The sequence below is a fragment of the Pseudomonas sp. ADPe genome (genome assembly GCF_014843515.1).
Classification (GTDB): domain Bacteria; phylum Pseudomonadota; class Gammaproteobacteria; order Pseudomonadales; family Pseudomonadaceae; genus Pseudomonas; species Pseudomonas citronellolis.
Window position 1 is genome coordinate 4,115,927 of sequence record NZ_CP062122.1, and the last position, 23,744, is coordinate 4,139,670.

19 protein-coding genes, 2 pseudogenes and 1 riboswitch are annotated in these 23,744 nt (G+C 68.9%); of the genes and pseudogenes, 6 read left to right on the forward strand and 15 right to left on the reverse strand.

From position 1 onward, the window contains the following. Positions 1 to 311 precede the first annotated feature (311 nt). A complete protein-coding gene (gene cobN, locus IG194_RS18665) occupies positions 312 to 4,043 on the reverse strand; it encodes a cobaltochelatase subunit CobN (RefSeq protein ID WP_058488438.1) in 3,732 nt (1,243 codons plus the stop codon). 114 nt (positions 4,044 to 4,157) lie between these two features. Further along, entirely contained in the window at positions 4,158 to 5,210 is a 1,053-nt protein-coding gene (cobW, locus tag IG194_RS18670) for a cobalamin biosynthesis protein CobW (protein WP_058488439.1), read from the reverse strand. A gap of 91 nt (positions 5,211 to 5,301) precedes the next feature. Then, positions 5,302 to 5,493, reverse strand: a riboswitch (cobalamin riboswitch). Between the two features lie 99 nt (positions 5,494 to 5,592). On the opposite strand from cobW, the gene IG194_RS18675 reads away from it, so the two are divergent. Both IG194_RS18675 and cobM read left to right on the forward strand, forming a co-directional pair. Beyond that, complete coding sequence (locus tag IG194_RS18675) at positions 5,593 to 5,997, forward strand: cobalamin biosynthesis protein (RefSeq protein WP_058071829.1); 405 nt, start codon at positions 5,593 to 5,595, stop codon at positions 5,995 to 5,997. Between the two features lie 46 nt (positions 5,998 to 6,043). Further along, positions 6,044 to 6,792 (forward strand): annotated as a pseudogene (gene cobM, locus IG194_RS18680) (precorrin-4 C(11)-methyltransferase). Between the two features lie 500 nt (positions 6,793 to 7,292). Here the strand turns inward: cobM and IG194_RS33070 are convergent. The 3 genes from IG194_RS33070 to ccoG all read right to left on the reverse strand — a co-directional run bounded on the left by IG194_RS33070 (position 7,293) and on the right by ccoG (position 10,408). Further along, positions 7,293 to 7,415, reverse strand: coding sequence for a hypothetical protein (locus IG194_RS33070; protein WP_009617223.1), 123 nt, complete (start codon positions 7,413 to 7,415; stop codon positions 7,293 to 7,295). Positions 7,416 to 7,510: 95 nt separating this feature from the next. Beyond that, the gene (gene mapR, locus IG194_RS18685) at positions 7,511 to 8,920 is read right to left on the reverse strand and encodes a GntR family transcriptional regulator MpaR (protein WP_058488441.1); all 1,410 of its coding nucleotides are present in this window, start codon (positions 8,918 to 8,920) and stop codon (positions 7,511 to 7,513) included. Between the two features lie 75 nt (positions 8,921 to 8,995). Next, positions 8,996 to 10,408, reverse strand: a complete 1,413-nt coding sequence (ccoG, locus tag IG194_RS18690; RefSeq protein WP_058488442.1) for a cytochrome c oxidase accessory protein CcoG — start codon at positions 10,406 to 10,408, stop codon at positions 8,996 to 8,998. A 113-nt stretch (positions 10,409 to 10,521) separates the two neighbouring features. Between ccoG and IG194_RS18695 the strand changes: the two are divergent. The 3 genes and pseudogenes from IG194_RS18695 to IG194_RS18705 form a co-directional block, all read left to right on the forward strand. Further along, positions 10,522 to 10,794 (forward strand): annotated as a pseudogene (locus IG194_RS18695) (DUF934 domain-containing protein); the annotation flags it as partial. Positions 10,795 to 10,934: 140 nt separating this feature from the next. Next, positions 10,935 to 11,819, forward strand: coding sequence for a sugar nucleotide-binding protein (locus tag IG194_RS18700; protein ID WP_009617230.1), 885 nt, complete (start codon positions 10,935 to 10,937; stop codon positions 11,817 to 11,819). Then, positions 11,812 to 12,750: an NAD-dependent epimerase/dehydratase family protein gene (locus IG194_RS18705; protein ID WP_058488443.1), complete on the forward strand. Its 939-nt coding sequence runs from the start codon at positions 11,812 to 11,814 to the stop codon at positions 12,748 to 12,750. The genes IG194_RS18700 and IG194_RS18705 overlap by 8 nt, the downstream gene beginning before the upstream one ends. Here the strand turns inward: IG194_RS18705 and IG194_RS18710 are convergent, their stop codons facing one another. From IG194_RS18710 to IG194_RS18755, 10 genes are all read right to left on the reverse strand, one after another. Beyond that, positions 12,751 to 13,107, reverse strand: a complete 357-nt coding sequence (locus IG194_RS18710; protein ID WP_009617233.1) for a SirB2 family protein — start codon at positions 13,105 to 13,107, stop codon at positions 12,751 to 12,753. A 7-nt stretch (positions 13,108 to 13,114) separates the two neighbouring features. Continuing rightward, positions 13,115 to 14,122: a hypothetical protein gene (locus IG194_RS18715; RefSeq protein WP_009617235.1), complete on the reverse strand. Its 1,008-nt coding sequence runs from the start codon at positions 14,120 to 14,122 to the stop codon at positions 13,115 to 13,117. After that, on the reverse strand, positions 14,119 to 16,653 hold the full coding sequence (locus tag IG194_RS18720) for a fimbria/pilus outer membrane usher protein (protein WP_141679760.1): 2,535 nt from the start codon (positions 16,651 to 16,653) through the stop codon (positions 14,119 to 14,121). The genes IG194_RS18715 and IG194_RS18720 overlap by 4 nt, the downstream gene beginning before the upstream one ends. 21 nt (positions 16,654 to 16,674) lie before the next feature. Then, the gene (locus IG194_RS18725) at positions 16,675 to 17,433 is read right to left on the reverse strand and encodes a molecular chaperone (RefSeq protein WP_009617240.1); all 759 of its coding nucleotides are present in this window, start codon (positions 17,431 to 17,433) and stop codon (positions 16,675 to 16,677) included. A 215-nt stretch (positions 17,434 to 17,648) separates the two neighbouring features. Further along, the gene (locus IG194_RS18730; RefSeq protein ID WP_009617242.1) at positions 17,649 to 18,179 is read right to left on the reverse strand and encodes a fimbrial protein; all 531 of its coding nucleotides are present in this window, start codon (positions 18,177 to 18,179) and stop codon (positions 17,649 to 17,651) included. A gap of 944 nt (positions 18,180 to 19,123) precedes the next feature. Next, positions 19,124 to 19,828, reverse strand: coding sequence for an OmpW/AlkL family protein (locus IG194_RS18735; protein ID WP_043273450.1), 705 nt, complete (start codon positions 19,826 to 19,828; stop codon positions 19,124 to 19,126). 135 nt (positions 19,829 to 19,963) lie between these two features. Then, on the reverse strand, positions 19,964 to 20,491 hold the full coding sequence (locus IG194_RS18740; RefSeq protein ID WP_058071822.1) for a DUF3299 domain-containing protein: 528 nt from the start codon (positions 20,489 to 20,491) through the stop codon (positions 19,964 to 19,966). Positions 20,492 to 20,499: 8 nt separating this feature from the next. Beyond that, entirely contained in the window at positions 20,500 to 21,765 is a 1,266-nt protein-coding gene (locus IG194_RS18745) for an ABC transporter permease (RefSeq protein WP_058488445.1), read from the reverse strand. A gap of 2 nt (positions 21,766 to 21,767) precedes the next feature. After that, complete coding sequence (locus IG194_RS18750; RefSeq protein ID WP_058488446.1) at positions 21,768 to 22,475, reverse strand: ABC transporter ATP-binding protein; 708 nt, start codon at positions 22,473 to 22,475, stop codon at positions 21,768 to 21,770. Positions 22,476 to 22,483: 8 nt separating this feature from the next. Next, positions 22,484 to 23,044 carry a DUF2796 domain-containing protein gene (locus IG194_RS18755; RefSeq protein WP_058488447.1) on the reverse strand — a complete coding sequence of 187 codons (561 nt, stop codon included), beginning with the start codon at positions 23,042 to 23,044 and terminating at the stop codon, positions 22,484 to 22,486. Positions 23,045 to 23,179: 135 nt separating this feature from the next. Between IG194_RS18755 and IG194_RS18760 the strand changes: the two genes are divergently transcribed. Beyond that, complete coding sequence (locus IG194_RS18760; RefSeq protein WP_058489709.1) at positions 23,180 to 23,542, forward strand: hypothetical protein; 363 nt, start codon at positions 23,180 to 23,182, stop codon at positions 23,540 to 23,542. Positions 23,543 to 23,744: the final 202 nt, after the last annotated feature.

Here is a 23,744-nt window from a genome sequence, read left to right on the forward strand (position 1 = left end):
GATGCCTGTAGGAGCGAGCTTGCTCGCGAAGGGAGTCTCCCGGTCGTGTCGGTGCCAGGTATGAGAGCGCCCTCTCCCTAACCCTCTCCCTGAAGGGAGAGGGGACCGTTCGGTGTGCTCGGGTATTTCGGAGTTAGCCGGCAGCGCCGAAGGTTTCCGGCAGAAACCACTCCTCCTCTCGGCACGGACTAGCCCCCTCTCCCTTCAGGGAGAGGGCTGGGGAGAGGGGCGGACTCAGCCGAAAACACTGGAGTCGCCGGCGAGCCCCTGTTCGCGAGCAAGCTCGCTCCTACGAAGAGCCAGCACGCGCCTCACTGCTCCTCGCTATCCACCAGAATGTTCTCCAACGCCTCGCGATACTCCCCAGGCTCCTGCCAAAGCCCGCGCTGCTGCGCCTCCAGCAGGCGTTCGGCCATGTCGCGCAGGGCTTCGGGGTTGTGGCGCTGGATGAATTCGCGGGTGTCTTCGTCCAGCAGGTAGGCGTCGGCCAGTAGCTGGTACTGGTGGTCTTCCACCAGCTCGCTGGTGGCGTCGAAGGCGAACAGGTAGTCCACCGTGGCGGCCATTTCGAAGGCGCCCTTGTAGCCGTGGCGTTTCATCCCGGCGATCCATTTCGGGTTCACCGCGCGGGCGCGCAGCACGCGGCCGAGTTCTTCCTTCAGCGTGCGGATGCGCGGGTTGTCCGGCTGGCTGTGGTCGCCGTGGTAGCTGGCCACGCGGCGGTCCTGGATGACCTCGGCGGCGGCGAGCATGCCGCCCTGGAACTGGTAGTAGTCGTTGGAGTCGAGGATGTCGTGCTCGCGGTTGTCCTGGTTGTGCAGCACCGCCTGCAGGCCGTCCAGGCGCTGGGCGAAGCGCTCGCGGGCCGGGGTGCCGTCGTCGCCGGCGCCGTAGGCGTAGCCGCCCCAGTTGAGGTAGGCCGCGGCGAGGTCGGCGCGGTTCTCCCAGCTGCGTTCCTCGATCACCCCTTGCACGCCCGCGCCGTAGGCGCCGGGCTGGGCGCCGAAGATGCGCCAGCCGGCCTGGCGCCGGGCTTCTTCCTCGGCCACGCCGCTGGCTTGCAGTTGGGTGCTTTCGGCGCGCACGCGGGCGGCCAGGGGGTTCATGTCTTCCGGCTCGTCCAACGCGGCCACCGCCTGCACCGCGGCGTCGAACAGGCGGATGAGGTTGGCGAAGGCGTCGCGGAAGAACCCGGAGACGCGCAGGGTCACGTCCACCCGCGGGCGGTCGAGCAGGCTCAGCGGCAGTATCTCGAAGTCTTCCACGCGCTGGCTGCCGGCCTGCCACACCGGGCGCACGCCGAGCAGCGCCAGGGCCTGGGCGATGTCGTCGCCGCCGCTGCGCATGGTCGCCGTGCCCCACACCGAAAGGCCGAGCTGGCGCAGGTGGTCGCCGTGGTCCTGGAGGTGGCGCTCCAGCAGGCGGCTGGCGGATTGGAAGCCGAGGCGGTAGGCGGTGGGCGTGGGCAGGTTGCGCACGTCCACGGTGAAGAAGTTGCGTCCAGTCGGCAGCACGTCCAGGCGCCCGCGGCTGGGCGCGCCGCTGGGGCCGGCGGGGACGAAGCGGCCGTTCAGCCCGGCGAGCAGTTGGCCGATCTCGTTGGCGCCGCAGGCATCCAGCAAGGGCGCCACGTTTTCCCGCAGTTGCCGGAGGACCAGCGCGCTGGCTTCGCCGGGGCCGTCAAGGTCGTGCTCGATCAACTGCAGAGCCAGCAGTTCCAGGCGCTCGCGGGTGTCGCCGTTGCTGCGCCAGGGTTCGTCGCTGACGGCCTGCAGCACCTCGGGGCGCGGGCCGTCCCAGGGTTCGGCGAAGTTGCTGTCCAGCGGGTCGCGGCCCAGTCGCAGGTCCGCCGCCAGGGCGCGCAGCAGGCTGGCGTTGCCGCCGCGTCCGTCGCCCCGGGGGATGCGCACCAGCGACAGCAGGGTGTCGCGGCGCAGTTGGCCCACCGGCGATTCGCCGAACACGTGCAAGCCGTCGCGGATCTGCGATTCCTTGAGGTCGCAGAGGTAGGCGTCCAGCTGCGGCAGCCAGCTGTCTTCGTCGTCGTTGAGTTGCAGGCCCAGCTCGCGGTCCAGGGCGGCGGCGCGCACCGCGTCGAGGATTTCCCCGCGCAGCTGCACGGCGCGGCGCGGGTCCAGCAGCGAGGCGTCGTAGTACTCGTCGGCCAGGCGCTCCAGGTCGCGCAGCGGGCCGTAGTTCTCGGCGCGGGTCAGCGGCGGCATCAGGTGGTCGATGATCAGCGCCTGGCTGCGGCGCTTGGCCTGGGCGCCTTCGCCGGGGTCGTTGACGATGAACGGGTAGAGGTTCGGCAGCGGGCCGAGGATCGCGTCCGGCCAGCATTCCTCGGACAGGCCCACGCCCTTGCCCGGCAGCCATTCGAGGTTGCCGTGCTTGCCGACATGGATCAGCGCGTCGGCGCCGAAGGCCTCGCGCAGCCAGAAGTAGAAGGCCAGGTAGCCGTGCGGCGGGACCAGCGCCGGGTCGTGGTAGATGGCCGCCGCATCGAGCTGGTAGCCGCGCGCCGGCTGGATGCCGACGAAGGCCAGGCCCAGGCGTAGGCCGGCGACCATCATGCGGCCGTTGCGGTGCATCGGGTCTTGCTCGGGCTCGCCCCAGCGTTCGCGCACGGCGCGCTGGTTGGCCTCGGGCAGGCGCGCGAAGCAGGCCAGGTAGTCGGCCAGCGCCAGGCTCTGGGCGCAGGGGCGCAGGTCGAGGTTGTCGAGGTCGTTGCTCACCCCGCCGAGCAGGCTGTGGATAAGCGCGTCGCCAGTCTCCGGCAGGCCGGCCACCGGGTAGCCCGAGGCTTCCATGGCGCGCAGGATGTTCAGCGCCGCGGCGGGCGTATCCAGGCCGACGCCGTTGCCGATGCGCCCGTCGCGGGTCGGGTAGTTGGCCAGGATCAGCGCCACGCGCTTGTCGGCGTTGGCCTTGCGCGCCAGCAGCACCCAGCGCCGCGCCAGCTCGGCGACGAAGTCCATGCCCGGGCGGTGCGCCAGGTAGCAGACCACGTCGCTCTGGCTGCGCTCGCTGCGCCAGGCCAGGCCCTTGAAGCTGACGGGGCGGGTGATCAGGCGGCCGTCCAGCTCCGGCAGCGCCACGTGCATGGCCAGGTCGCGCGGGCCCAGGCCCTGGGCGTTGGCGCGCCACAGTTCGAGGTTGTCCAGCGAGCAGATGGCTTGCAGCACCGGCACGTCGCGGCGGAACGGGCGGGCCTGGGGCGCGTCGGGGTTGGACTGGGCGAAGCCGGTGGTGTTGATGATCAGCTCGGCGCAGGCCTCGTCCAGCAGCGCCTCGACCTGCTCCAGGCAGGCCGCTTCCTTGAGGCTGGCCACGGCGATCGGCAGCGGGTTGAGCTGCTGCGCGCGCAGGCTGGCGCAGAAGGTGTCGATGAAGCCGGTGTTCGCCGCCTGCAGGTGGGTGCGGTAGAACAGCAGCGCCGCCACCGGCCAGCCGGGGTTCCACTCGGCCTGCCAGTGGCCGAGTTCGGCTGCGGCATGGGTGGGGTGATGCAGGGCGACGCGGGGCAGGGTGCGCGGTTCGTTCCAGGGATAGGCGCGGTCGAGGTACTGGCTGGCCAGGTTGGCGAAGAATTGCCGGGCGTTGTCCAGGCCGCCCTGGCGCAGGTACTGCCAGAGGCGTTCGGCCTCCTCGGGGGTCACGCTGCACAGCGCGGTGAGTTCGGGGTCGGGCTTGTCGTCGCCGGGCACCAGAATCAGCGTGGCGCCGCGCTCGGCCAGGGCCACCAGTTGCTCGATGCCGTAGCGCCAGTAGCCGACGCCGCCGTGCACCGAGATCAGGATGACCTTGGCGTGCTGCAGCACCTCGTCGACGTAGAGGTCCACCGAGGCGTGGTTCTGCAGCTGCATGGGGTTGGCCAGGCGCAGGCTCGGGTAGTCGTCGGGCAGCGCGCGGGCGGCCTCGGCGAGCAGCGCCAGGTGCGAGTCGCCGCTGCAGAGGATGACCAGCTCGGCGGGCGTCTGGGCCAGGTGGGCGATGCCGTCGTCGGGGACGAAGCCGCCGGGTTGGGTGCGCAGCAGGTGCATGGGGTCGCCTCGGTCTATGGCTTCTCGTAGGAGCGAGCTTGCTCGCGAACGGCTCCGCAGCGGGGTTGGTTCGCGAGCAAGGGCTAGGCGCCCCCCTCGCTCCTACAGGGGGCGTTAGGCGAGTGCGGTGCGCAACTCGTTGGCGATGGCGGCCTGGTCCAGCTCCTGGCCGATCACCACCAGGCGGGTGGCGCGGGTTTCGTCGCTCAGCCACTTGCGGTCGAAGTGCTTGTCGAAGCGCTTGCCCACGCCTTGCACCAGCAGGCGCATGGGCTTGCCGGGGATGGCCGCGAAGCCCTTGACGCGCAGCACCGCGTGGCGCTCCACCAGTTGGCCGAGGGCGGCGAGCAGGGCCTGTTCCTGCACTTCCGGGAGGTCGACGTGGAAGGAGTCGAACTCGTCGTGGTCGTGGTCCTCATGGCCTTCGTGGTCGTGGTGGGTGGGGCGGCTGTCGATGTGCAGCTCGGCCTCGGCGTTGAGCCCCAGCAGCACCGACAGCGGCAGTTGGCCGGCGCTGGCTTCGACTATCTTCACCGCTGGCGGCAGTTCTTCGGACACGTGCGCGCGCACTTGCGCGAGGGTGTCGGCGTCGAGCAGGTCGGCCTTGTTCAGCACCACCAGGTCGGCGCTGGCCAGTTGGTCTTCGAACAGCTCGTGCAGTGGCGATTCGTGGTCCAGGTTCGGGTCCTGCCTGCGCTGCTCGTCCACCTGCTCGGGATGCGCGGCGAAGGTGCCGGCGGCCACCGCCGGGCTGTCGACCACGGTGATCACCGCATCCACCGTGCAGGCGTTGCGGATTTCCGGCCACTGGAAGGCCTGCACCAGGGGCTTGGGCAGGGCCAGGCCGCTGGTCTCGATGAGGATCTGGTCCAGCTCGCCGCGACGCGCCACCAGTTCGCGCATTACCGGGAAGAATTCTTCCTGCACGGTGCAGCACAGGCAGCCGTTGGCCAGTTCGAAGACGCGGCCCACGGCTTCTTCTTCGCTGCAGCCGATGGAGCATTGCTTGAGGATTTCGCCGTCGATGCCCAGTTCGCCGAACTCGTTGACGATCACCGCGATGCGGCGACCTTCGGCGTTGTCGAGCATGTGCCGGAGCAGGGTGGTCTTCCCGGCGCCGAGGAAGCCGGTGACGATGGTGACGGGGAGCTTGGCCAGGGTTTGCATGGTCGCCTCTGCGCTGCGATGGCGGGAGGCAGGGGCGCGCGCACGGAGGTTCCGCGCGTCGGAAGCCGCCACCGGATCACCCCGCCCGGTTGTGGTAATGCTGGTTCGAGGCAGGTCTCCTGGCTCACGATCCGGCTTGCGCCTGGCCTTCGCCTTCCCGCCCGTGGGCAGTGGCATTCGAAGGGTTTTGGACCGTTCACAGTTGCGGGGGCAGCCGTGGCCTTGACCACGTTCCCTCTTAGCTCCGGCGCCGGGCCGAAGAACCTCGAAGCGGCAAAGGCTACGCAGTGCCCGGCGGGCGGTCAATCGCCGCCGGGCCGGTTGACGCTCTGCCTGGGCCGTGCTGTGCTGCCCGGCGATAGCCCGTGGAAGGATCGCCCGCGTGATACTGGTTGCCGGACTGGGGTGCCGCCGTGGCTGCGGCGCCGACGAACTGCTCGCCCTGCTGCGCGCCTGCCTGCGCGAGGCCGGCCTCGACGAGGCGGCGCTGAGCGCCCTGGCCAGCAGCGAGGCCAAGGCCCTGGAGGGCGGCCTGCGCGACCTGTCGCGGCAACTGCGCCTGCCCCTGGAACTGCTGGATGCGCAGCGCCTGGCGCCTTACGAGCAGCGCCTGACTTCCACTTCCGAGCGGGCTCGCCAGGTCACCGGCAGCGCTGGGGTGGCTGAGGCTGCTGCCCTGGCATTGGCCGAAGCGCTGGCCGAGGGCCCGGCGCGGCTGGTGGTGCCCAAGCGGCGCAGCGCCAATGCAACCTGCGCGCTGGCCATGGCGCCGGCTCTGATGGGATAGCTGGCTGGGGTAGACTGCGCCTTTTCCGATCCGAAGCGAAACGCCCATGGCGGTCTATTTCATCGGCGCCGGCCCCGGCGATCCCGAGCTCATCACGGTCAAGGGCCAGCGCCTGCTGCGCAGCTGCCCGGTGATCCTCTACGCCGGCTCGCTGGTGCCCGAGGCGGTGCTCGAAGGGCACAGCGCCGAGGTGGTGGTGAACACCGCCGAGCTGCACCTGGAGCAGATAGTCGCGCTGCTGGCCGAGGCCCACGCGAAAGGCCAGGACGTGGCCCGCGTGCATTCCGGCGACCCTTCGCTGTACGGCGCCATCGGCGAGCAGATCCAGCACCTGCGGCGGCTCGGCATTCCCTACGAGATCGTCCCCGGCGTCACCGCCACCGCCGCCTGCGCCGCGCTGCTGGGCTGCGAGCTGACGCTGCCGGAGGTGTCGCAGACGCTGATCCTCACCCGCTATGCCAGCCGCACGAAGATGCCCGAGGGGGAATCCCTGGGCGACCTGGCGCGGCACCGGGCGAGCATGGCCATCCACCTGGGCGTGGGCCAGTTGGAGAAGATCGTCGCGGAGCTGTTGCCGCACTACGGCGCGGACTGCCCGATCGCAGTGATCCACCGCGCCAGTTGGCCGGACCAGGACCAGGTCAGCGGCACTCTTGGCGACATACTGCCCAAGGCCCGGGCCAAAGGCTTCAAGCGGACTGCGCTGATTCTGGTCGGGCGGGTGCTGGCGGCGGAGGGGGCGGCGAGTCGTCGTTGTATAGCGCGGGGCATGGGCATTTGTATCGGCCGGACTGACGGCAGATGGCTGGGGCTTGTTTGTAGGAGCGAGCTTGCTCGCGAACGGTGCCAACCGGATGCTCTGGTGCTGGGTGTGGCGCCTTTCCCTCTCCCCAGCCCTCTCCCTGAAGGGAGAGGGGGCTTGTCCGTGCCGAGAGGAGGAGTGGTTTCAGCCGGAAACCAACGGCGCTGCCGGCTAACGCCGAAATATCCAAGCACACCGAACGGTCCCCTCTCCCTTCAGGGAGAGGGTTAGGGAGAGGGCGCTCTCAAACCCAGCCCCCACAGCTCCCAGCCGTGGCGATGGGTATCGCTTCGCTCAACCCATCCTACGACGGCGTTTCTCCGCACCTTGCAGGAGCAACTGTCTTGCAGGCCGCGCCGGGATGCTCTTCGTAGGAGCAAGCTCGCTCCTACGAGAAACCGTGCCCACCGATATGGTAGGAGCGGATTCATCCGCGATTCCGCCGGCAGGGCGGACGACGCCCGGGCTAACCTTGGCGCCGCCGGGGCTTGCCCTACGCCATCCAATCATCCGGCCCGCGCCCGGGCAGGCCGTGGCGGATGTACCAGCGCACGCCCAGGTGCAGGCCCAGGGCGGTGCCCACTGTCAGCAGGATCGTCAGGGTTTCCGCGTCCATGGTCGCTGTCCTTCGTCCGGGGTCTGGTCTGACAGCCTATGCCTGCGGCAATCTGTCGCACAGATACAGATCCTGTCCGAATGTACGGAGCAGCGCTACAGCGACTGGATGATCCGCCCGAGGGTCTCCATGGCCTTTTCGCTGCGCGGCGTCCAGGGGTGGCCATAGTTCAGCCGCAGGCAGTGGCGGAAGCCGCGGGTGGCGGAGAAGATCGGCCCGGGGGCGATGCTGATGCCCTGGGCGTGGGCCAGCTGGAACAGTTTCAGCGCATCGACCCGTTCGGGCAGCTCCAGCCAGAGGAAGTAGCCGCCGCTGGGGCGGGTCACCCGCGTCGCTTCGGGGAAGTGCCGGGCCACCGCGGCGAGCATGGCGTGCTGCTGGCTTTCCAGGGCGTGGCGCAGCTTGCGCAGGTGGCGGTCGTAGCCGCCGTGCTGCAGGTAGTCGGCGATGGCCGCCTGGGCCGGCACCGAGGCCGACAGGCTGGTCATCAGCTTCAGGCGCTCGATCTGCTCGTGGAAGCGCCCGCCGGCCACCCAGCCGACGCGGTAGCCCGGCGCCAGGCTCTTGGAGAAGCTGCCGCAGTGCATCACCAGGCCCTCGGCGTCGTAGGCCTTGACCGGCTTGGGCGCCTGCTGGGCGAAGTACAGCTCGGCGTAGACGTCGTCCTCGATCAGCGGCACCTGGTGCTTGCCCAGCAGGCCGGCGAGGGCGCGCTTGCTGTCCTCGCCCATGCTCGCGCCCAGCGGGTTCTGGAAGTTGCTCATGAACCAGCAGGCCTTGATCGGCAGGCGCTCCAGGCTGTCGGCCAGCACCTGCAGGTCGATGCCCTCGCGCGGGTGCACGGGGATTTCCACGGCCTTGAGCTTGAGCCGCTCCAGCACCTGCAGGGTGGCGTAGAAGGCTGGCGCCTCGATGGCCACCAGGTTGCCGGGCTGGGTGACCACCTGCAGGCACAGGTTCAGCGCCTCCAGCGCGCCGTTGGTCACGACCAGTTCCTCCACCGGCAGCGGCGTGCCATTGACCATATAGCGCAGGGCGATCTGCCGGCGCAGGGCGTGGCTGCCCGGGGTCATGTCGGCCACCGCGGCGCGCGGCTCCATGTCGCGCACGGCGTGGGCCATGGAGCGCGCCAGGCGTGGCAGGGGGAACAGCTCCGGGGCCGGGAAGGCCGAGCCGAAGGGCACGGTGTCCGGGTCCTTGATCGAGCTGAGCACCGAGAACACCAGCTCGCTGACGTCCACCTCGGTGGTCTGCGCCTCGTGGCGGGCGATCTCCGGTTCGGCCAGGGCGCGGCGTACGTGCTCGCGGACGAAGTAGCCGGAACGCGCGCGGGCCACGATCAGGCCGCGGTCCTCCAGCAGGTAGTAGGCCTGGAACACGGTGGAGGCGCTGACCCCGTAGGTGCGGCTGGCGTGCCGCACCGAGGGCACCTTCTGCCCGGGGGCGAGCACCCCGTTGCGGATCAGTTCGGCGATCTCGTCGGCGAATTTCTCGTAGCGCTTCATCTTGTCCCGGGGGCCGTTGGGGAGCTCCCACTCTAGGCGTTGCGCGGCGCCGCCGCCATGCCGCGGGGCCATCGCTCAGCGCCTCGGCGCGACGAAGGTACTGGCCGCTTCGACCTGCTCGCCGTCCTGCGCGCTCACGCGGAAGTGCAGGGGCACCGGGCCGCCGCTGCCGCTCAGTTCGAGGCGCGCCACCGAGACGGCGAAGTCACGGATCTCGCCCGGCTCCAGGCGCTGGTCGAGGGCGCCCTGCAGGCGGTAGCCGCTGGCCTCGGCCAGGCCCAGGCGGTAGCGCTGCGCCTGCTGGGTCTTGTTGATCAGCTTGAGGTTGTAGACGTTCTCGATCTCGCCGGCCGCGTTCTCGCGGAACAGGCCGCGGTCGCGGGCCACGTCCAGGGCGATCAGCGGGCGCGCCTGCAGGGCCCAGGCGAAGGCGCCGAACATGGCCAGCAGCACCGCCGCGTAGCCGACCAGGCGCGGCCGCAGCAGGTGGGTGCGGCCGCCTTCCAGGGCGCGCTCGGAGGTGTAGCGCACCAGGCCGCGGGCGTAGCCCATGCGGTCCATCACCGAGTCGCAGGCGTCGACGCAGGCGGCGCAGCCGATGCAGGCGATCTGCAGGCCGTCGCGGATGTCGATGCCGGTGGGGCAGACCTGCACGCACTGCTGGCAGTCGATGCAGTCGCCCAGGCCGAGGGCCTTGGGCTCGGCGTCTTTCCGGCGCGCGCCACGGGATTCGCCGCGGGCGGCATCATAGGAAATGATCAGCGTGTCCTTGTCGAACATCACGCTCTGGAAGCGCGAGTAGGGGCACATGTGGATGCACACCTGCTCGCGCAGCCAGCCGGCGTTGGCGTAGGTGGCGGCGGCGAAGAAGGCCACCCAGAAGGCGCTTTCCAGGTCCAGCTTCAGGGTGAAGAGGTCCGCCACCAGCGGCCGCACCGGGGTGAAGTAGCCGACGAAGGTCAGCGCCGTGGCCAGGCTGACCAGCAGCCAGAGCCCGTGCTTGGCGCCCTTGCGCAGGTACTTGGCGGCGCTGGGCGGGGCCTTGTCCAGCTTCATGCGCTGGTTGCGGTCGCCCTCGGTGACCTGCTCGGCCCACATGAAGATCCAGGTCCACACGCTCTGCGGGCAGGTGTAGCCGCACCACACGCGGCCGGCCAGCACGGTGATGAAGAACAGGCCGAAGGCGGCGATGATCAGCAGCGCCGAGAGCAGGATCAGGTCCTGCGGCCAGAAGGTCGCGCCGAAGATGTAGAACTTGCGCTCGGGCAGGTCCCAGAGCACCGCCTGGCGGCCGTCCCACTGCAGCCACAGGGTGCCGAAGAACAGCAGGAACAGCAGTGCCCCGCCGAGCCGCCGCAGGTCGCGGAAGCGGCCGCTGAAGCGCTTGGTGTAGACCGCCGGAGTGACCGCCGAGAGCGGCTTGGGCGGCGGGGTGAAGCGTTGCGGGGCGGCGATCTCGACGATCTTCGCGGGGATTCTCTGGCTCATTGTCGTGGCCCATCAGGCTTGGGATGCGCCGCGACTATAGGAAGCGCCCTGGGCACGAAACAGATTCAGGTCTCCCGCAAAAAACCGGATCAGATGCGCCGCGCCTGGCATGGCCGCTCATCGCCATCGATTTCCCCAGCTTCCGCGACGGCCGCGGCTACAGCCTGGCCTACCTGCTGCGCCGGCGCCTGGGCTGGCGCGGCGAGCTGCGCGCGGTGGGCGATGTGCTGCGCGATCAGTTGGCGCACCTGCGCCAGTGCGGGTTCGACGCCTTCGCGGTGCGCCCGGACAAGTCCGTGGAGGACGCGCTCAAGGGCCTGGCCGGGCTCGGCGTGCTCTACGGGCGCTCGGCGATCGAGCCGCGGCCGCTGTTCCGCCGGCGCTGAAAACCGCCCGCTTTCAGGGACCCGGGCCGCGCCGTGCGTGGCGCCGCGCTTGACGCTGTTCCGGTGCGCAGGAAAAATGCCGGCAAAGTGTCGGCGAAACGCCGCCGGCCGTGGCCCACGATTCGAGTGACCCCCTGAAGATGCGTATGCGCCTGATGCTGTTGGGTGGCGGTAATGCCCTGGGACAGGCGCTGATCCGCCTGGGAGCCGAGGAAGACATCGGCTTCCTCGCCCCGCGCCCGCCCGAGCAGGGCTGGGATGCCTCCAGCCTGACCCTGCTGCTGGACGAGACCCGCCCCGACGCGGTGATCAACCTCGCCTACTACCACGACTGGTTCCAGGCCGAGCAGGTCGACGACGCCCGCCTGGCCGGCCAGGAACGCGCCGTGGAGCGCCTGGCCGAACTCTGCCAGCACTACGAGATTCTCCTGCTGCAGCCTTCCAGCTACCGCGTGTTCGACGGCGCCCGCGCCACCGCCTACAGCGAGAAGGACGAGCCGCTGCCCCTGGGCCGACGCGGCCAGGCGCTGTGGCGCATGGAACAGTGGGTGCGCGCCACCTGCCCGCGCCACGTGCTGCTGCGCTTCGGCTGGCTGCTGGACGACAGCCCGGGCGGCAGCCTGGACCGCTTCCTCAGCCGCGCCCTGGGCGAGGACGAGCTGTACCTGGCGGACGACCGCCGCGGCAACCCCACCCCGGTGGACGACGCCGCGCGGGTGATCCTCTCGGTGCTCAAGCAGCTGGACTGCCAGGCGCCGCTGTGGGGCACCTACCACTATGGCGGCCTGGAGGCCACCACCACCCTGGCCCTGGGCCAGGTGATCATCGCCGAGGCCCGCACCCTCACCGGCCAGGCCCTGCGCGACCCCGTCGCCCAGGCCCACGCGGCGCGCCCGGACGCCAGCGAGGAACCGCAGCACGCGGTGCTCGCCTGCAAGAAAATCCTCCACACCTTCGGCATCAAGCCGCGCGCCTGGCGTGCAGCGCTGCCGACCCTGCTGGACCGTTACTACCGTCATGGCTGACATCTCCCCGGCATCCGCCGCCCCCATCCTCATCACCGGCGGCGCCGGCTTCATCGGCTCGCACCTGGCCGACGCGCTGCTGGCGCGCGGCTTCAAGGTCCGCGTGCTGGACAACCTGTCCACCGGCAAGCGCGAGAACCTCGCCGCGGATGTGGAACTGCTGGTCGGCGACGTCGCCGACGCGGCCGTGGTCCGCCGCGCCCTGCAGGGCTGCCAGGCGGTGGCGCACCTGGCCGCGGTGGCCTCGGTGCAGGCCTCGGTGGACGACCCGGTGGCCACCCACCAGAGCAACTTCATCGGCACCCTGAACCTCTGCGAAGCCCTGCGCGAAGCCGGGGTGAAGCGCGTGCTGTACGCCTCCAGCGCCGCCGTCTACGGCCACAACGGCCAGGGCACGGCGATAGCCGAGGACCTGCCCAAGGCGCCGCTGACGCCCTACGCGGCGGACAAGCTGGCCGGCGAGTACTACTTCGACTTCTATCGCCGCCAGCATGGCCTGGAGCCGGCGGTGTTCCGCTTCTTCAACGTCTACGGCCCGCGCCAGGACCCGTCCTCGCCCTATTCCGGGGTGATCAGCATCTTCACCCAGCGCGCCCTGAGCGGGCAGCCGATCACGGTGTTCGGCGACGGCGAGCAGACCCGCGACTTCATCTACGTCGCCGACCTGGTGCAGTTGCTGGTGCAGGCGCTGGAGGCACCACAGGTGCCGGAAGGGGCGGTCAACGTCGGGCTGAACCAGGTGACCAGCCTGAACCAGCTGCTGGGCGAGATCGGCGCGCTGGTCGGCGGCCTGCCGCAGGTAGCCCACGCCGAGGCGCGCCCTGGCGACATCCGCCATTCCCGCGCCGACAACGGCCGCCTGCTGGCGCACTACCGCCTGGAACGGCCGACGCCGATCGGCGAGGGCCTGGCGCGCCTGCTCGGGCGCTGATCACCACCAGGGCTTGTTCAGCGCCAGGTAGAAGATGCCGCCCAGGCAGGCCAGGGCCAGGGCGCTGAGCAGCGCCTTGGGCCCGCGCGCGGCGCTGCGCATGGCGAAGGCGGCGAGCACGATGTAGCCCACCAGCAGCCCCAGCTTGGCCTGCAGCCACAGCGGCAGCGGCCAGGGCATGGCCAGGTGCACCAGGCCCAGGGCGCTGAGCAGCAGCAGGCTGTCCACCAGGTGCGGCGCCCAGCGCTGCCAGCCGGCCAGGCGCCGGCCTCGCCAGCTCAGCCCCAGGCGCCAGAGGAAGAGCAGGCTGCTGAGGACTGCCAGGGTGATGTGCAGGTGCTTCAACCAGAGGTACATGGGGCGCTCACTTGTATTCGGTGGTGTAGAGCACGACGAACTCGAAGGGCCCCGGCCGGACCTCGGCGCCCGCCAGCAGCTCGGCCTCGAAGGCGGTGTCGAAGCTCAGCGAGCGCGGCGTGCGGACCACGTGCTCGACGGGCTGGTTGAAGACTACGTACCGCTCGTTCTGCAGGTCCTTGATCTTCAGCAGCAAACCGGCGGATTCGTGGAGCAGCGCGGTGTTGCCGTCGAGGAGCTGGCCGTTGGCCGGTGACAGCGTGGTGTGGATGACCGCGCCGCCGTCGCACTGCCAATGAAAGTCGAAACGCCGCTGCAGGGGCAACTGGTTCTTGCTGAAACTGCCGAAATCGACCCGCGTCGGCGCGTCGGTCATCTCGCAGGTGGTGGGCAGGAAGGTCAGGGCGACGCCCGGGAAGGGGTCGATGGGGTAGGCCGGCGGCGTGTTGTTCCAGCGCGAGCCGACGAACAGCGCCGGCTCGCGGAAGTTGATCGAGTACACCCCGGGGGTGTCGATCGGGCCGTTCTTCAGCACCTCGATGAAGCTGTTGGACAGCGAGCCGCTGACGCATTCGCTGGGGCCCAGGCTGCGGTCGCCGACGATGCCCAGCTGGATGCGCTCGGCCACCCCGCCCACCTGCTTGACGCCGACGCCGTCCTTGCCCGAGGGAATCACCCGGTAGACCAGGCCGTTGAGGTTGGTGGCGAAGTCGTTGCCCTGCATGTGGCTGGCCTCGCTGGCCACGCCCAGCACGATGTAGCGCCCGGCGTCCCCGGCCAGGTATTCCTGCAGGCGGCAGGCGTAGTCCAGAGACAGGTTCAGGGTGCCCAGCACGCTGCCCACCGGCAGGCCGGCGCTGATGTAGGTCTCGCCGTCGTAGGTGAACTGCTGGTTGGTGAAGTAGCACTGGTTCGGCTCGACCGGGCACTCGTCGGCGGCGGCCGGCAGCGCCTGCAGCAGGCAGGCGGCCAGGGCCAGGCAGTGGAACAGGGGGCGGCGGCGCGGGTGGATCATGGTCTTTCCTCGCTTGGCGGGCCGCCGGCGGCGGCCTGGCAGTCGACCGGGATGGCCCGGTAGCTGTCCTGCTTGTCCTTCTTCGCCGGCATGGCGTAAGTGAAGCTGCATTGCTGCTCGTCCGCCTCGCCCCAGGATACCCGGTAGCTGTCGCGGCCCTTTTCCAGGTACAGGTAGACCAGGTTGTCCTGGCCGACGTAGGCGAGGACTTCGCCGGCGCCGCCGACCTCGGCGCCGAAGGGCACCTCCTGGCCTCCGGGGCGGCGCAGTTCGAGCAGCACCGAGATGCCGCTGCGGGTGCGGTAGGGCACCCGCACGATGGCGCCGTAGCGCGGCGCGGTCTTCTGGATGTTTTCCTTGATCTCGACGTCGGCGGTGGCGCTCTTGGCGTCCAGCACTATCTCGTTGTGGCGGTAGGGCGTCAGCCCGGTGAGCAGGGCCTTGCCGTCGTCGTCGAGGCGCACGCGGCCGCGGGGCAGCAGGGCGCCCGCGGCGCCTTCGGCCTCGACTATCGCCATGGTCTCGCCCTGGCTCGGCGACAGCGCGATGCCGCCGGAATAGGCCACCAGGCTGCCGCGCGCCGACAGCGACTCGCGGCTGAAGCCGTCGCCGCGCGCCAGGCTGGCGCCCAGGGCGCTGGCGGAGGTGCGCAGGTTGAGGTTGCCGCCGTAGGACTGGGTGCTGGCGCTGTCGGCCTGGCTGTGGTTGCCGTACAGGTTGTAGTTCCACTGGCCGCGCTCGCCGGCGATGCCGCTGAGGCTGGTCTGCAGCGAGCGGTTGTGCGCGTCCTGCAGCGACAGGGTGCTGCTCAGGCGCGGCGCGCCGGCATCGCGGCCCAGCGGGATGCTGATGCTCAGCAGGTACTGGTTGTCGTAGCCGTCGACGCTCTGGAAGCGCGTCGCCGACAGGCCCAGGCTGCCCCAGTTGAAGGTGCGGCTGAAGCCGCTGCTGAAGGTCAGGCTGCGCCGCTCGCCGGTCCAGTAGCTCTGCCCCACGCCGGAAATGTACAGGCTGCCGCCGGCCAGCGCCTGGCTGAGGCTGAGCTGGACGCGGTCGCGCTCGCGGAACAGGCTGGCGTTGTCGGTGTCCAGGGCGTCGGCCGCGGCGGCCAGCCCCAGGTAGCCCTTGTCCGAGCGGCGGTAGGACAGCTGCAGGTTGGTGCCGCCGAACGACTTGTTGTAGGCCAGGCGGTAGCTTTCGCCGTTGTCGGGCATGCCCTGGCCCGCGGCGTCGGCGGGCAGGGCGTCGAAGCGCGACAGGGTGGCGTCCAGGGAGAAGGCGCCGTAGCGCGTGTTCAGCGCGGCGCCGATCAGCGAGGCCATGTAGCTGTCGGCGATCACCGCGCCGGAATAGGCGCTGAGGTTGTTGCTCAGGCCCCGGCGGTAGCCGCCCTGGACGAACTTCAGCGGGTTGTCGACGTCCTCGCCGCGGTAGCTGCCGGAGGCCACCTGGTAGCGCGAGGCGCCGGGCCTGAGCAGTTCGGCGGCATAGGAATAGGGCACGCTGAAGCTCTTCTCGCGGCCGTCGGCCTCGATCACCGTGACCAGCAGGTCCTCGGTGTAGCCGGTGTTGTACAGGTCGTCGATGACGAAGGGGCCGGGCGGCACGCTGACCTGGTGGATCAGTTGCTGGCCCTGGTGGATCTTCACGGTCGCGTTGCTGTCGGCGATGCCGCGCACCACCGGCGCGAAGCCGCGCTCGCTTTCGGGCAGCATGCGCTCGTCGCTCTCCAGCTGCACGCCGCTGAAGGGGATGCTGTCGAACAGGTCGCCGGCGGTGAAGTGCTGGCCGAGGGTCAGCTGCGAGGACAGCGCGGTGATGTCGCGCTGGGCGTAGTTGTTCAGGGTGCGGTAGTGGCTGCCCTGGCGGGTGGTGTCGCCGTGGCTGAAGGTGGCGTTGTGGCGCAGGCGCCAGTCCATCAGGTTGAGGCCGCCGTTGAGGCCGAGGAACAGGTCGTTGCGGGTGTCCTGGCTGTTGCTGGAGCGGTCGAAGTTGCTGGTGTAGCTGACGAAGCCGGCGTTGATCCCCGAATCCCAGCTCTGCGGCGGCGCATAGTTGCGCGGGCGCTGTTTGACGTAGGCCTGGGGCAGGGTGAGGAGGATGGCCCCGCTGGCGCCGTCCAGTTCCACGCGGCTCTGCGGCACGCGTTCGGGCAGGTCGACGCAGTCGCCGCTGGCGGGCTTGGCGTCGGCGGCGGGCCCGGGCAGCAGCACGCCCCACTGTTCCAGTTGTTCCTGGGTGAAGCAGTAGACCTGGCGTTGCTCGGCGGTATGCACCACGCGTACTTCCTGCTGGCCGAAATACACCTTGTTCAGGGTCAGGTCGAGGGAGTAGGTGCCCGGCGGCAGCGCCGAGGGATTCTTCTCGAACCCGGAAACGTCCGTGCTCATGCCCAGCGTCTCCAGCAGGCCGCGGTCGAAGTGCACCTCGCCGGTGCCTTCGGCGGCCACTGCCGGGGCCGGGAGCAGGGCGCAGAAGAGCCCTCCCAGGCACCCCAGACGCAGGAGGCGGGACAGTATCGAAGGGGACACGATGGACCTCGCGAGGGAGGGTTACTCGACGGTGGCTTCGGTTTCGATCAGGCCGCCGAAATCGTTGATCCAGGTGTAGCGGACCCGTGCGCCGGGCCTGGCCCAGGCCGCCGCGTCGCGGGGCAGGGCGATGCCGTAGCTGCCCTTGGCCGGGACCATGTCCAGGTCGTCGTTGTCGTATTGCCTGGCGCCCGAGCGCAGTTGCAGGCGGGCCAGGGACACCGAGTAGGGCAGGTCGTTGACCGCGCGCAGCGTGCTCTTGCCGCCCTCGGAAACGATGCGCCACTTCAGCTGCTGCGCCGCGTCGGCGGCCACGCCCTTGAGCTTGGCCGGGCGGTAGAACAGCTTGAGCTGCGAACGGAAGGCCACCTGCAGCTTGCCCGCGCTGTTGTTGCTGGCGGCTGCGTCGGCCTTGTCCGGGCTGCTCGAGGGCACCTCCAGGACGTTCAGCCAGAACACCGATTCGCGGTCCTGGGGCAGCGAGCGGTCGATGTTGGCGATGCGCAGCAGCAGGCCCTTGTCCGGGTCGACCCGCGAGACCGGCGGCGTGACGATGAAGGGCGAGCGCCCCTGCTTGTCGGCGCCGGGCGTGCCCTTGCCGTTGTCCACCCAGGCCTTGATCAGCGACGGCGTCTTGCCGGTGTTGCGGATGTTGACGGTGATGTCCCGCTCGGCGGCCGGGTAGACCACGCGGGTGCCGGTGATGACGATGCTGGCGTTGGCCTGGAACGCCAGCAGGCAAAGACCGAGCAGGAAGAACAAGTGGGTAGCGGGACGCATCGGGCAACCTCCTTCTCTGTAAAGAAGGACTTTGGGTGGAGTCTAGGCGGGGCCGGCATACTGGCAAGTTCCCGGGCGGTGAAGTTTTCCGGAGAACTTGTAAGTGCGTTTACTCATTCAGCCTGTGTATGAACTTTCGTCGATGTGTTCATGCGCGTGATGAATATTCCGAGTGCATCCCCCGATGGGGGAGGGGGATGCATCCGGGGTCGCTGTCAGTCGTAACGGATGGAATACAGCAGGGCGGTGTCGGCGGTACCGGGCGATACCAGTTCCGAGGTCTGCACGTAACGGGCGTAGTAGGCGAATTCCAGCGGGCCGGCTTCGTCCATGGGCTTACTGACGTTGTTGGCGTTGGTGCGCAGGTCGATGGCTTCCAGTTCTTCGTTGGCGATCTGCAGCTCGATGCCGGACATGCTCATGGCTTCGCCGTTGAAGGCGAGGTTGCCGGTGGTCGGGTTGACGTTGGCCGAGGCGAAGTCGACCTTGTAGGTCTGGCCGACGGTGCAGCCGTTCAGGGCGATGGTGAAGCGCTGCTCGCCGGCGGTGGAGCCCACGGTGTCGAAGTCGCTGGTGGAGATCGACGGCAGGTTGATGGAGGCATCGGCGCCGCCACCGTTCACGCTGACTTCGCAGGTGTCTTCCATAACGTGGCCGGTGAAGCTGATCTGGCCACCGGTCGCTGCCTGGGCGCCACCGGCCGCCAGGGCGAGGAGTACGGCTGCGGGGAGAGTGAGACTTTTCATGGAGTTTTTCCTTGCAGGTTTTTCGGTAGGTGAATTCTCCCTGCTTCCTGAAATTTCGAATATTAGGAAACTTCTGATGAGTCGTAGGTGTATTCCTATGAATGAGGTAGGCAACGGATATAAGTGGGTTAATTATTGAAAAGCAGGAAGTAAACAAGTTGCCTGGAATGTAGGGCGTATAACCGTTGGCGGGGACACCGGGGTCCTATGCAGGTGGGTTTAAGAGCGCCCTCTCCCCAGCCCTCTCCCGCAAGCGGGAGAGGGGGCTGTCCTGAGCGGGGGGCGAATCCTGAGTCATCCTGAAATGCCTATCTCCCCCCACGTCATTCCCGCGAATGCTGGAGCCCAGTGACTGGCGGGTTCGCGAGCAAGCTCGCTCCTACGAAAAGCAAAAGCGCGTCCGCTCTTGCTCTGGCTTTTGGATTTCCAGAGAAACATCCGCGCGCACCGGAACGCCCCTTCAGCAGGCCGAGCGAAACCGGCGCTCAGGAGGTCATGCGACATGGATGTCGCGAGAGCCCCGATGGGCTACAGGGACGTACCCTCGGGGCGGGCCTCCGTGGCGGGGGAGTTCGCGAGGGTAGCCCGGCTCCATCGGGCCCGTATGTCGGGGCAAGCCTTTTTGGTTCCTTTTGTGGCGATTGACAAAAGGGACTCGCCCGAGGGGGCGAAACAAGACGGTCGGGCAGACTCGGAGCGGCGCAGAAACACCCAAGCCAAGGCAACTGGGTTATTCCCCTTCGGGCCAGCGCAAGCGCGCGTTCGCAGGAATGAGGGAGTCAAGGTCGGAGAGGAGGACAGGCTTCGCGAGCCAAGCCTCAGCCCCCCAAATGAAAAAATGCCGTTTCCCCAGACAGAGAAACGGCATCCCTTCCTAAGCACTACCGGCATTTGTCGACGGCTATCGCCGTTATGCCGACTCGCAACAGATCGTGGTCAGGCGCTTAGAACTTGTAACCGAAGCCGATCATGTACACCCACGGATCGACGTCCACGTCGACCTTGGTCTTCTGGATGCCCAGGGCGCCCGGGCCGTTGACGCTGGCCTTGGTGTCGATGTCCATGTACCACACGGCAACGTTGAACAGGGCGTGCTCGTTGAGCATGTAGTCGAAGCCCAGTTCGCCGGCCAGGCCCCAGGAGTCCTGCAGCTTCAGGTTGCTGAAGCCCTGGTCCTTGCGGAAGCCGGCCAGGTCTTCGTCGAAGAAGGTGGTGTAGTTCACGCCCAGGCCGCCGTAGGGCTGGAAGGCGGAGTTGGTGCCGCCCATGGGGTAGTACTGCAGCAGCACGGTCGGCGGCAGCTGCTTGATGTCGGCCAGCTTGCCGTCCAGGCCTGGGCCGAGGCCCTTGACGTCGACCTGGTGGTTGAACGGGGTGGCGGCGACCAGCTCGACACCGATCTTGTCGGTGATCAGGTAGCTGAAGGTCAGGCCCAGCTGGGTATCGCTGTCCACGGTGGCCTTGGTGCCGCCGACCTTGGCACCGTCGAGCTTGAGGTTGCCGCTGTCGTCGTTGGGGTCGACGGTGGCGAAGCCGCCGCGGACGATGAAGTCACCGGCCTTGTGGCCCTGGATGTCCGCAGCCTGGGCGGCGAACGGCGTGGATACGGCGGCGGCGAGCAGGGAGGCGGTGAGCCAGGACTTGCGCATGATGGTGATGCTCCATGATTTTGGAATAAGCGTTGGTAAGCATCATGGTAGACAGCGCTAAGCGATTCTTCTTGATTCAGCTCAATAAAGCCCCCCTACCTCGTAGGGGTAATGCCTGTGGCAGATGGTCGCAGGTCATTCGCCCTCGTATTCGTAGGGCGTGACCTCGTCGGCCTTGAGCTGGTAGCCGGCCTGGGCCAGGTCGCTGTCGATGTGCTTCACCTGCATGCGCCCGACCACCCAGTAGGGCTGGTACAGCTCGTCCATCTTCACCCCGTGGGCCTGGTGCACGTAGACGATCTGATTGGACGGCGGCGGCGGCACGTGGATGCAGGCGCCGTAGTAGGGCACCAGGAGGAACTCGTTGACCTCGCCGTCCTGGCCGACGTCCAGCGGCACTATGTAGCCGGGCAGCTTCACCTGCTGGCCGTCCAGCGCCTGCACCACCGGGGCGGCCGGCGACTGCTGCTTGGCCGCCGGGCCGCTCTCGGCGTTGAGCGCGTCGCTGAGCTGGGAAATGTCGTGCAGCGGCACCGGCGGCGGGGGCGGCGGCGCGCCCTCGGGGATCAGCTGCGGCCAGGTCAGCGTCTGCGGCGTGGCGGCCCAGGCCGCGCTGGTAGCGAGCAGGCACAGGGCGAGGAGAGTGGAAGCGGTTGTTTTCATGGGGCTACTCAGATGCGGATCGACAGGCCGTCGGCCAGCGACTGGCGATAGGCGCGCCAGGCCGGCACGCAGCCGATCAGTACGGCGGCCAGCAGTATGCCGCCGAGCAGCGACCACTCATAGGCGCTCGGCGCCGCTAGCGGCAGGAAGATGCCGTAGTTGGCCTGCACGTAGCCCTGGGCGGCGGCGATGCCGGCGTACAGCAGGCCCAGGCCGAGGGTGACGCCGGCCAGCGCCAGGGCGAAGGCCTCGGCCAGCAGCAGGCTGAACACGTGCCAGGGCCGCGCGCCCACCGAGCGCAGGATGGCCATCTCGCGGCGGCGTTCGTTGAGGCTGGTGAGGATGGCGGTGAGCATGCCGATCAGCCCGGTCAGCACCACGAACAGCGAAACCACGAACAGCGCCTTCTCCGCCGTGCCCATCAGCCCCCACAGCTCCTGCAGGGCCACGCCGGGGAGGATGGCCAGCAGCGGCTCGCCGTCGTATTCGTTGATCTGCCGCTGCAGGGCGAAGGTCGCCACCTTGCTCTTCAGGCCGAGCAGGAAGGCGGTGATGGCGGTCGGCTGCAGGTCCATGTGGCGTGCCTGGTCGGCGCTGATACGCCCGGCGCCGCGGGCCGGCACGCCGTTCTTCCAGTCGACGTGCAGCGCCTCCATGCCGGCCAGGGAAATGTGCAGGGTGCGGTCCACCGGGGTGCCGGTGCGCTTGAGGATGCCGACCACGGTGAATGGCTTGTCGTCGTGCTGCACCAGGCTGATGGTGCTCACCCCATGGCTCAGCACTATGTGGTCGCCCAGCTTGTAGTGCAGCGCCTCGGCCACCTCGGCGCCGAGCACCACGTCGAACAGGTCCTGGCCGAATGGCCGGCCCTCGGCCAGTTGCAGCTGCTGGTCGCGGCCGTAGCGGTAGTGCTCGAAGTAGCCGGTGTCGGTGCCCATCACCCGGTAGCCGCGGTGCGAGTCGCCCAGGGATATCGGGATGGCCCACTTCACCAGCGGGCTGGCCTTGACCGTCTGGAAGCTCTCCCAGCGGATGTTGTTGGTGGCGTTGCCGATGCGGAACACCGAGTACAGCAGCAGGTTGATCGAGCCCGAGCGCGCGCCGACGATCAGGTCGGTGCCGGAAATGGTGCTGGCGAAGCTGGCGCGGGCCTCGCTGCGCACCCGCTCCACGGCCAGCAGCAGGCAGGCGGAGAGGGCGATGGCGAAGACCGTGAGCCACGCGGTGAAACGGCGGTTGGAAAGGCTGGCCAGGGCCAGGCGCAACAGATACATGCTCAGATTCCGGGGGCGGTGGCGGCGCGGTTGAGGTCGGCCAGCGACAGGCTGCGGTCGAACAGTGGCGCCAGGCTCTGGTCGTGGCTGACGAACAGCAGGCTGGCGCCGGCCGCGCGGCATTCGGCGAACAGCAGCTGGAGGAAGGCTTCGCGGGCGTCGGCGTCCAGCGCCGAGGTCGGCTCGTCGGCGATCACCAGTTCTGGCTGGCCGATCAGCGCGCGCGCCGCGGCGACGCGCTGCTGCTGGCCGATGGAGAGGTTGTCGGCGCGCCGCTGCAGCAGCGCCGCGTCGCCCAGGCCCAGGTGCGCGAGCAGGGCTCTGGCGGCTTCGCCGACGCTGCCGTGGCGCTCGCGGGCGCGGGCCGCGCGGCTGCGCGAGAAGTGGCAGGGCAGCTCGACGTTCTCCTGCACCGAGAGGAACGGCAGCAGGTTGAACTGCTGGAAGATGTAGCCGGTGTGGTCGACGCGGAAGTGGTCGCGGCGCGCGGCGGAGAGCTGCGCCAGGTCCTCGCCGAGCAGGCGGATGCTGCCGCGCCGGGGCTTCTGCACGCCGCCCAGCAGGCCGAGCAGGGTGGTCTTGCCGCTGCCGGAGGGGCCCTTGAGGAACAGCGTCTCGCCACGGCCGAGGGAAAACTGCGGGATGTCCAGCAGCTCCGCCTGGCCGGGCCAGGCGAAGCCGAGGTCGCGGAGTTCGAGCAGGGTGTCCATGGGGCGCGTCAGAACTTCAGCAGGCTGCTGGCCGGGGTCAGCTCGGCGCCCTGCTGGCCGTTCGGGCCGATCAACTGCACCACCAGCTTCTGGGTGCCGGGGAAGCGCTTGAACAGCGGGGCGAAATCGAGGCTGGTGAGGGCCTCGGGCGCGGCGCAGGTCAGCTTGTAGTGGGCGTTGATGTCGCTGTGCTGATGGCCTTCGTGCTCGTCGCCATCGTGGTCGTGCTCGTGGGCCTTGGCATTGCCGAACAGCGGGCTTTCCAGTTCCACCTCGGCGACGCCGCACTTGGCCGCGGCCGGCGCCTGCACCAGCTCCAGGGGCTTGCCCAGCTGGGCGCGGGCGGCGGCCACGGTGGCCTGGTCGGCGGCGCTGCTGGCCGGGTGCTCGAAGCCGACGAAGTTCATCGCCGGGCTGTCCACTTCCAGCTCCAGGGTGTTGCCGTCCAGCGCGACGTTGAGCTGGGCCACGCCGTGCTCGTGCTTGCCGAGGCTGCCGTGCTCGTGTTCGTCATGGGCCTGGGCGGCGGCGAAGGGGATCAGGGCGAGGGCGAGCAGCAAGGGGCGCATGGACGGTCTCCGGGAGGGGAAAATCGAGGGTTCGTTACGTTATAACGAAATATTGCGGCTGGCTAGAGGCGCCCCAGGAGATTGGCGCGGCCGGGCAGGCGTGGGAGCATGCCGGCCATGCAGGAGGAAACCGACATGCGAATCCGTGGAAGCATCGGCGACTGGCCGGTGGACCTGAGCCTGGAACTGGACGAGGAAGAGTGGCAGCGCCTGGGCGCGGCACTGCGCCATGCGCCCGCCGCACCGGTCGCCGCGCCGGCAGCGCCTGTGGATAACCCGCCGGTAGCGCCCAGCGGCGTTGATCGACTGTGGCAGGCGGCCCGCGACCTGCTGCGCCGGGCCGGCAGCTGCGAAGGCCCGCAGCTGCTCGATGAACTGGCGGCTCTGGCTGGTAGTGCTGGCGCGGCCAAGGGGTTGTTGGTGCGCTTGCGGCATAGCGCGGATGTGAGGATCGAGGTGCGGGAGGGGACTCAGGTGTTTACCTGGGTTGGGGAGTAGGAGCTTTTTGATTTTTGCTTTTCGTAGGAGCGAGCTTGCTCGCGAACGGTGCCAACCGGATGCTCTGATGCTGGGTGTGGCGCCTTTCCCTCTCCCCAGCCCTCTCCCTGAAGGGAGAGGGGGCTTGTCCGTGCCGAGAGAGGTGATGGTTTCAGCTGGAAGCCAACGGACTAGCCGGCTAACTCAGGAATACCCAAGCACG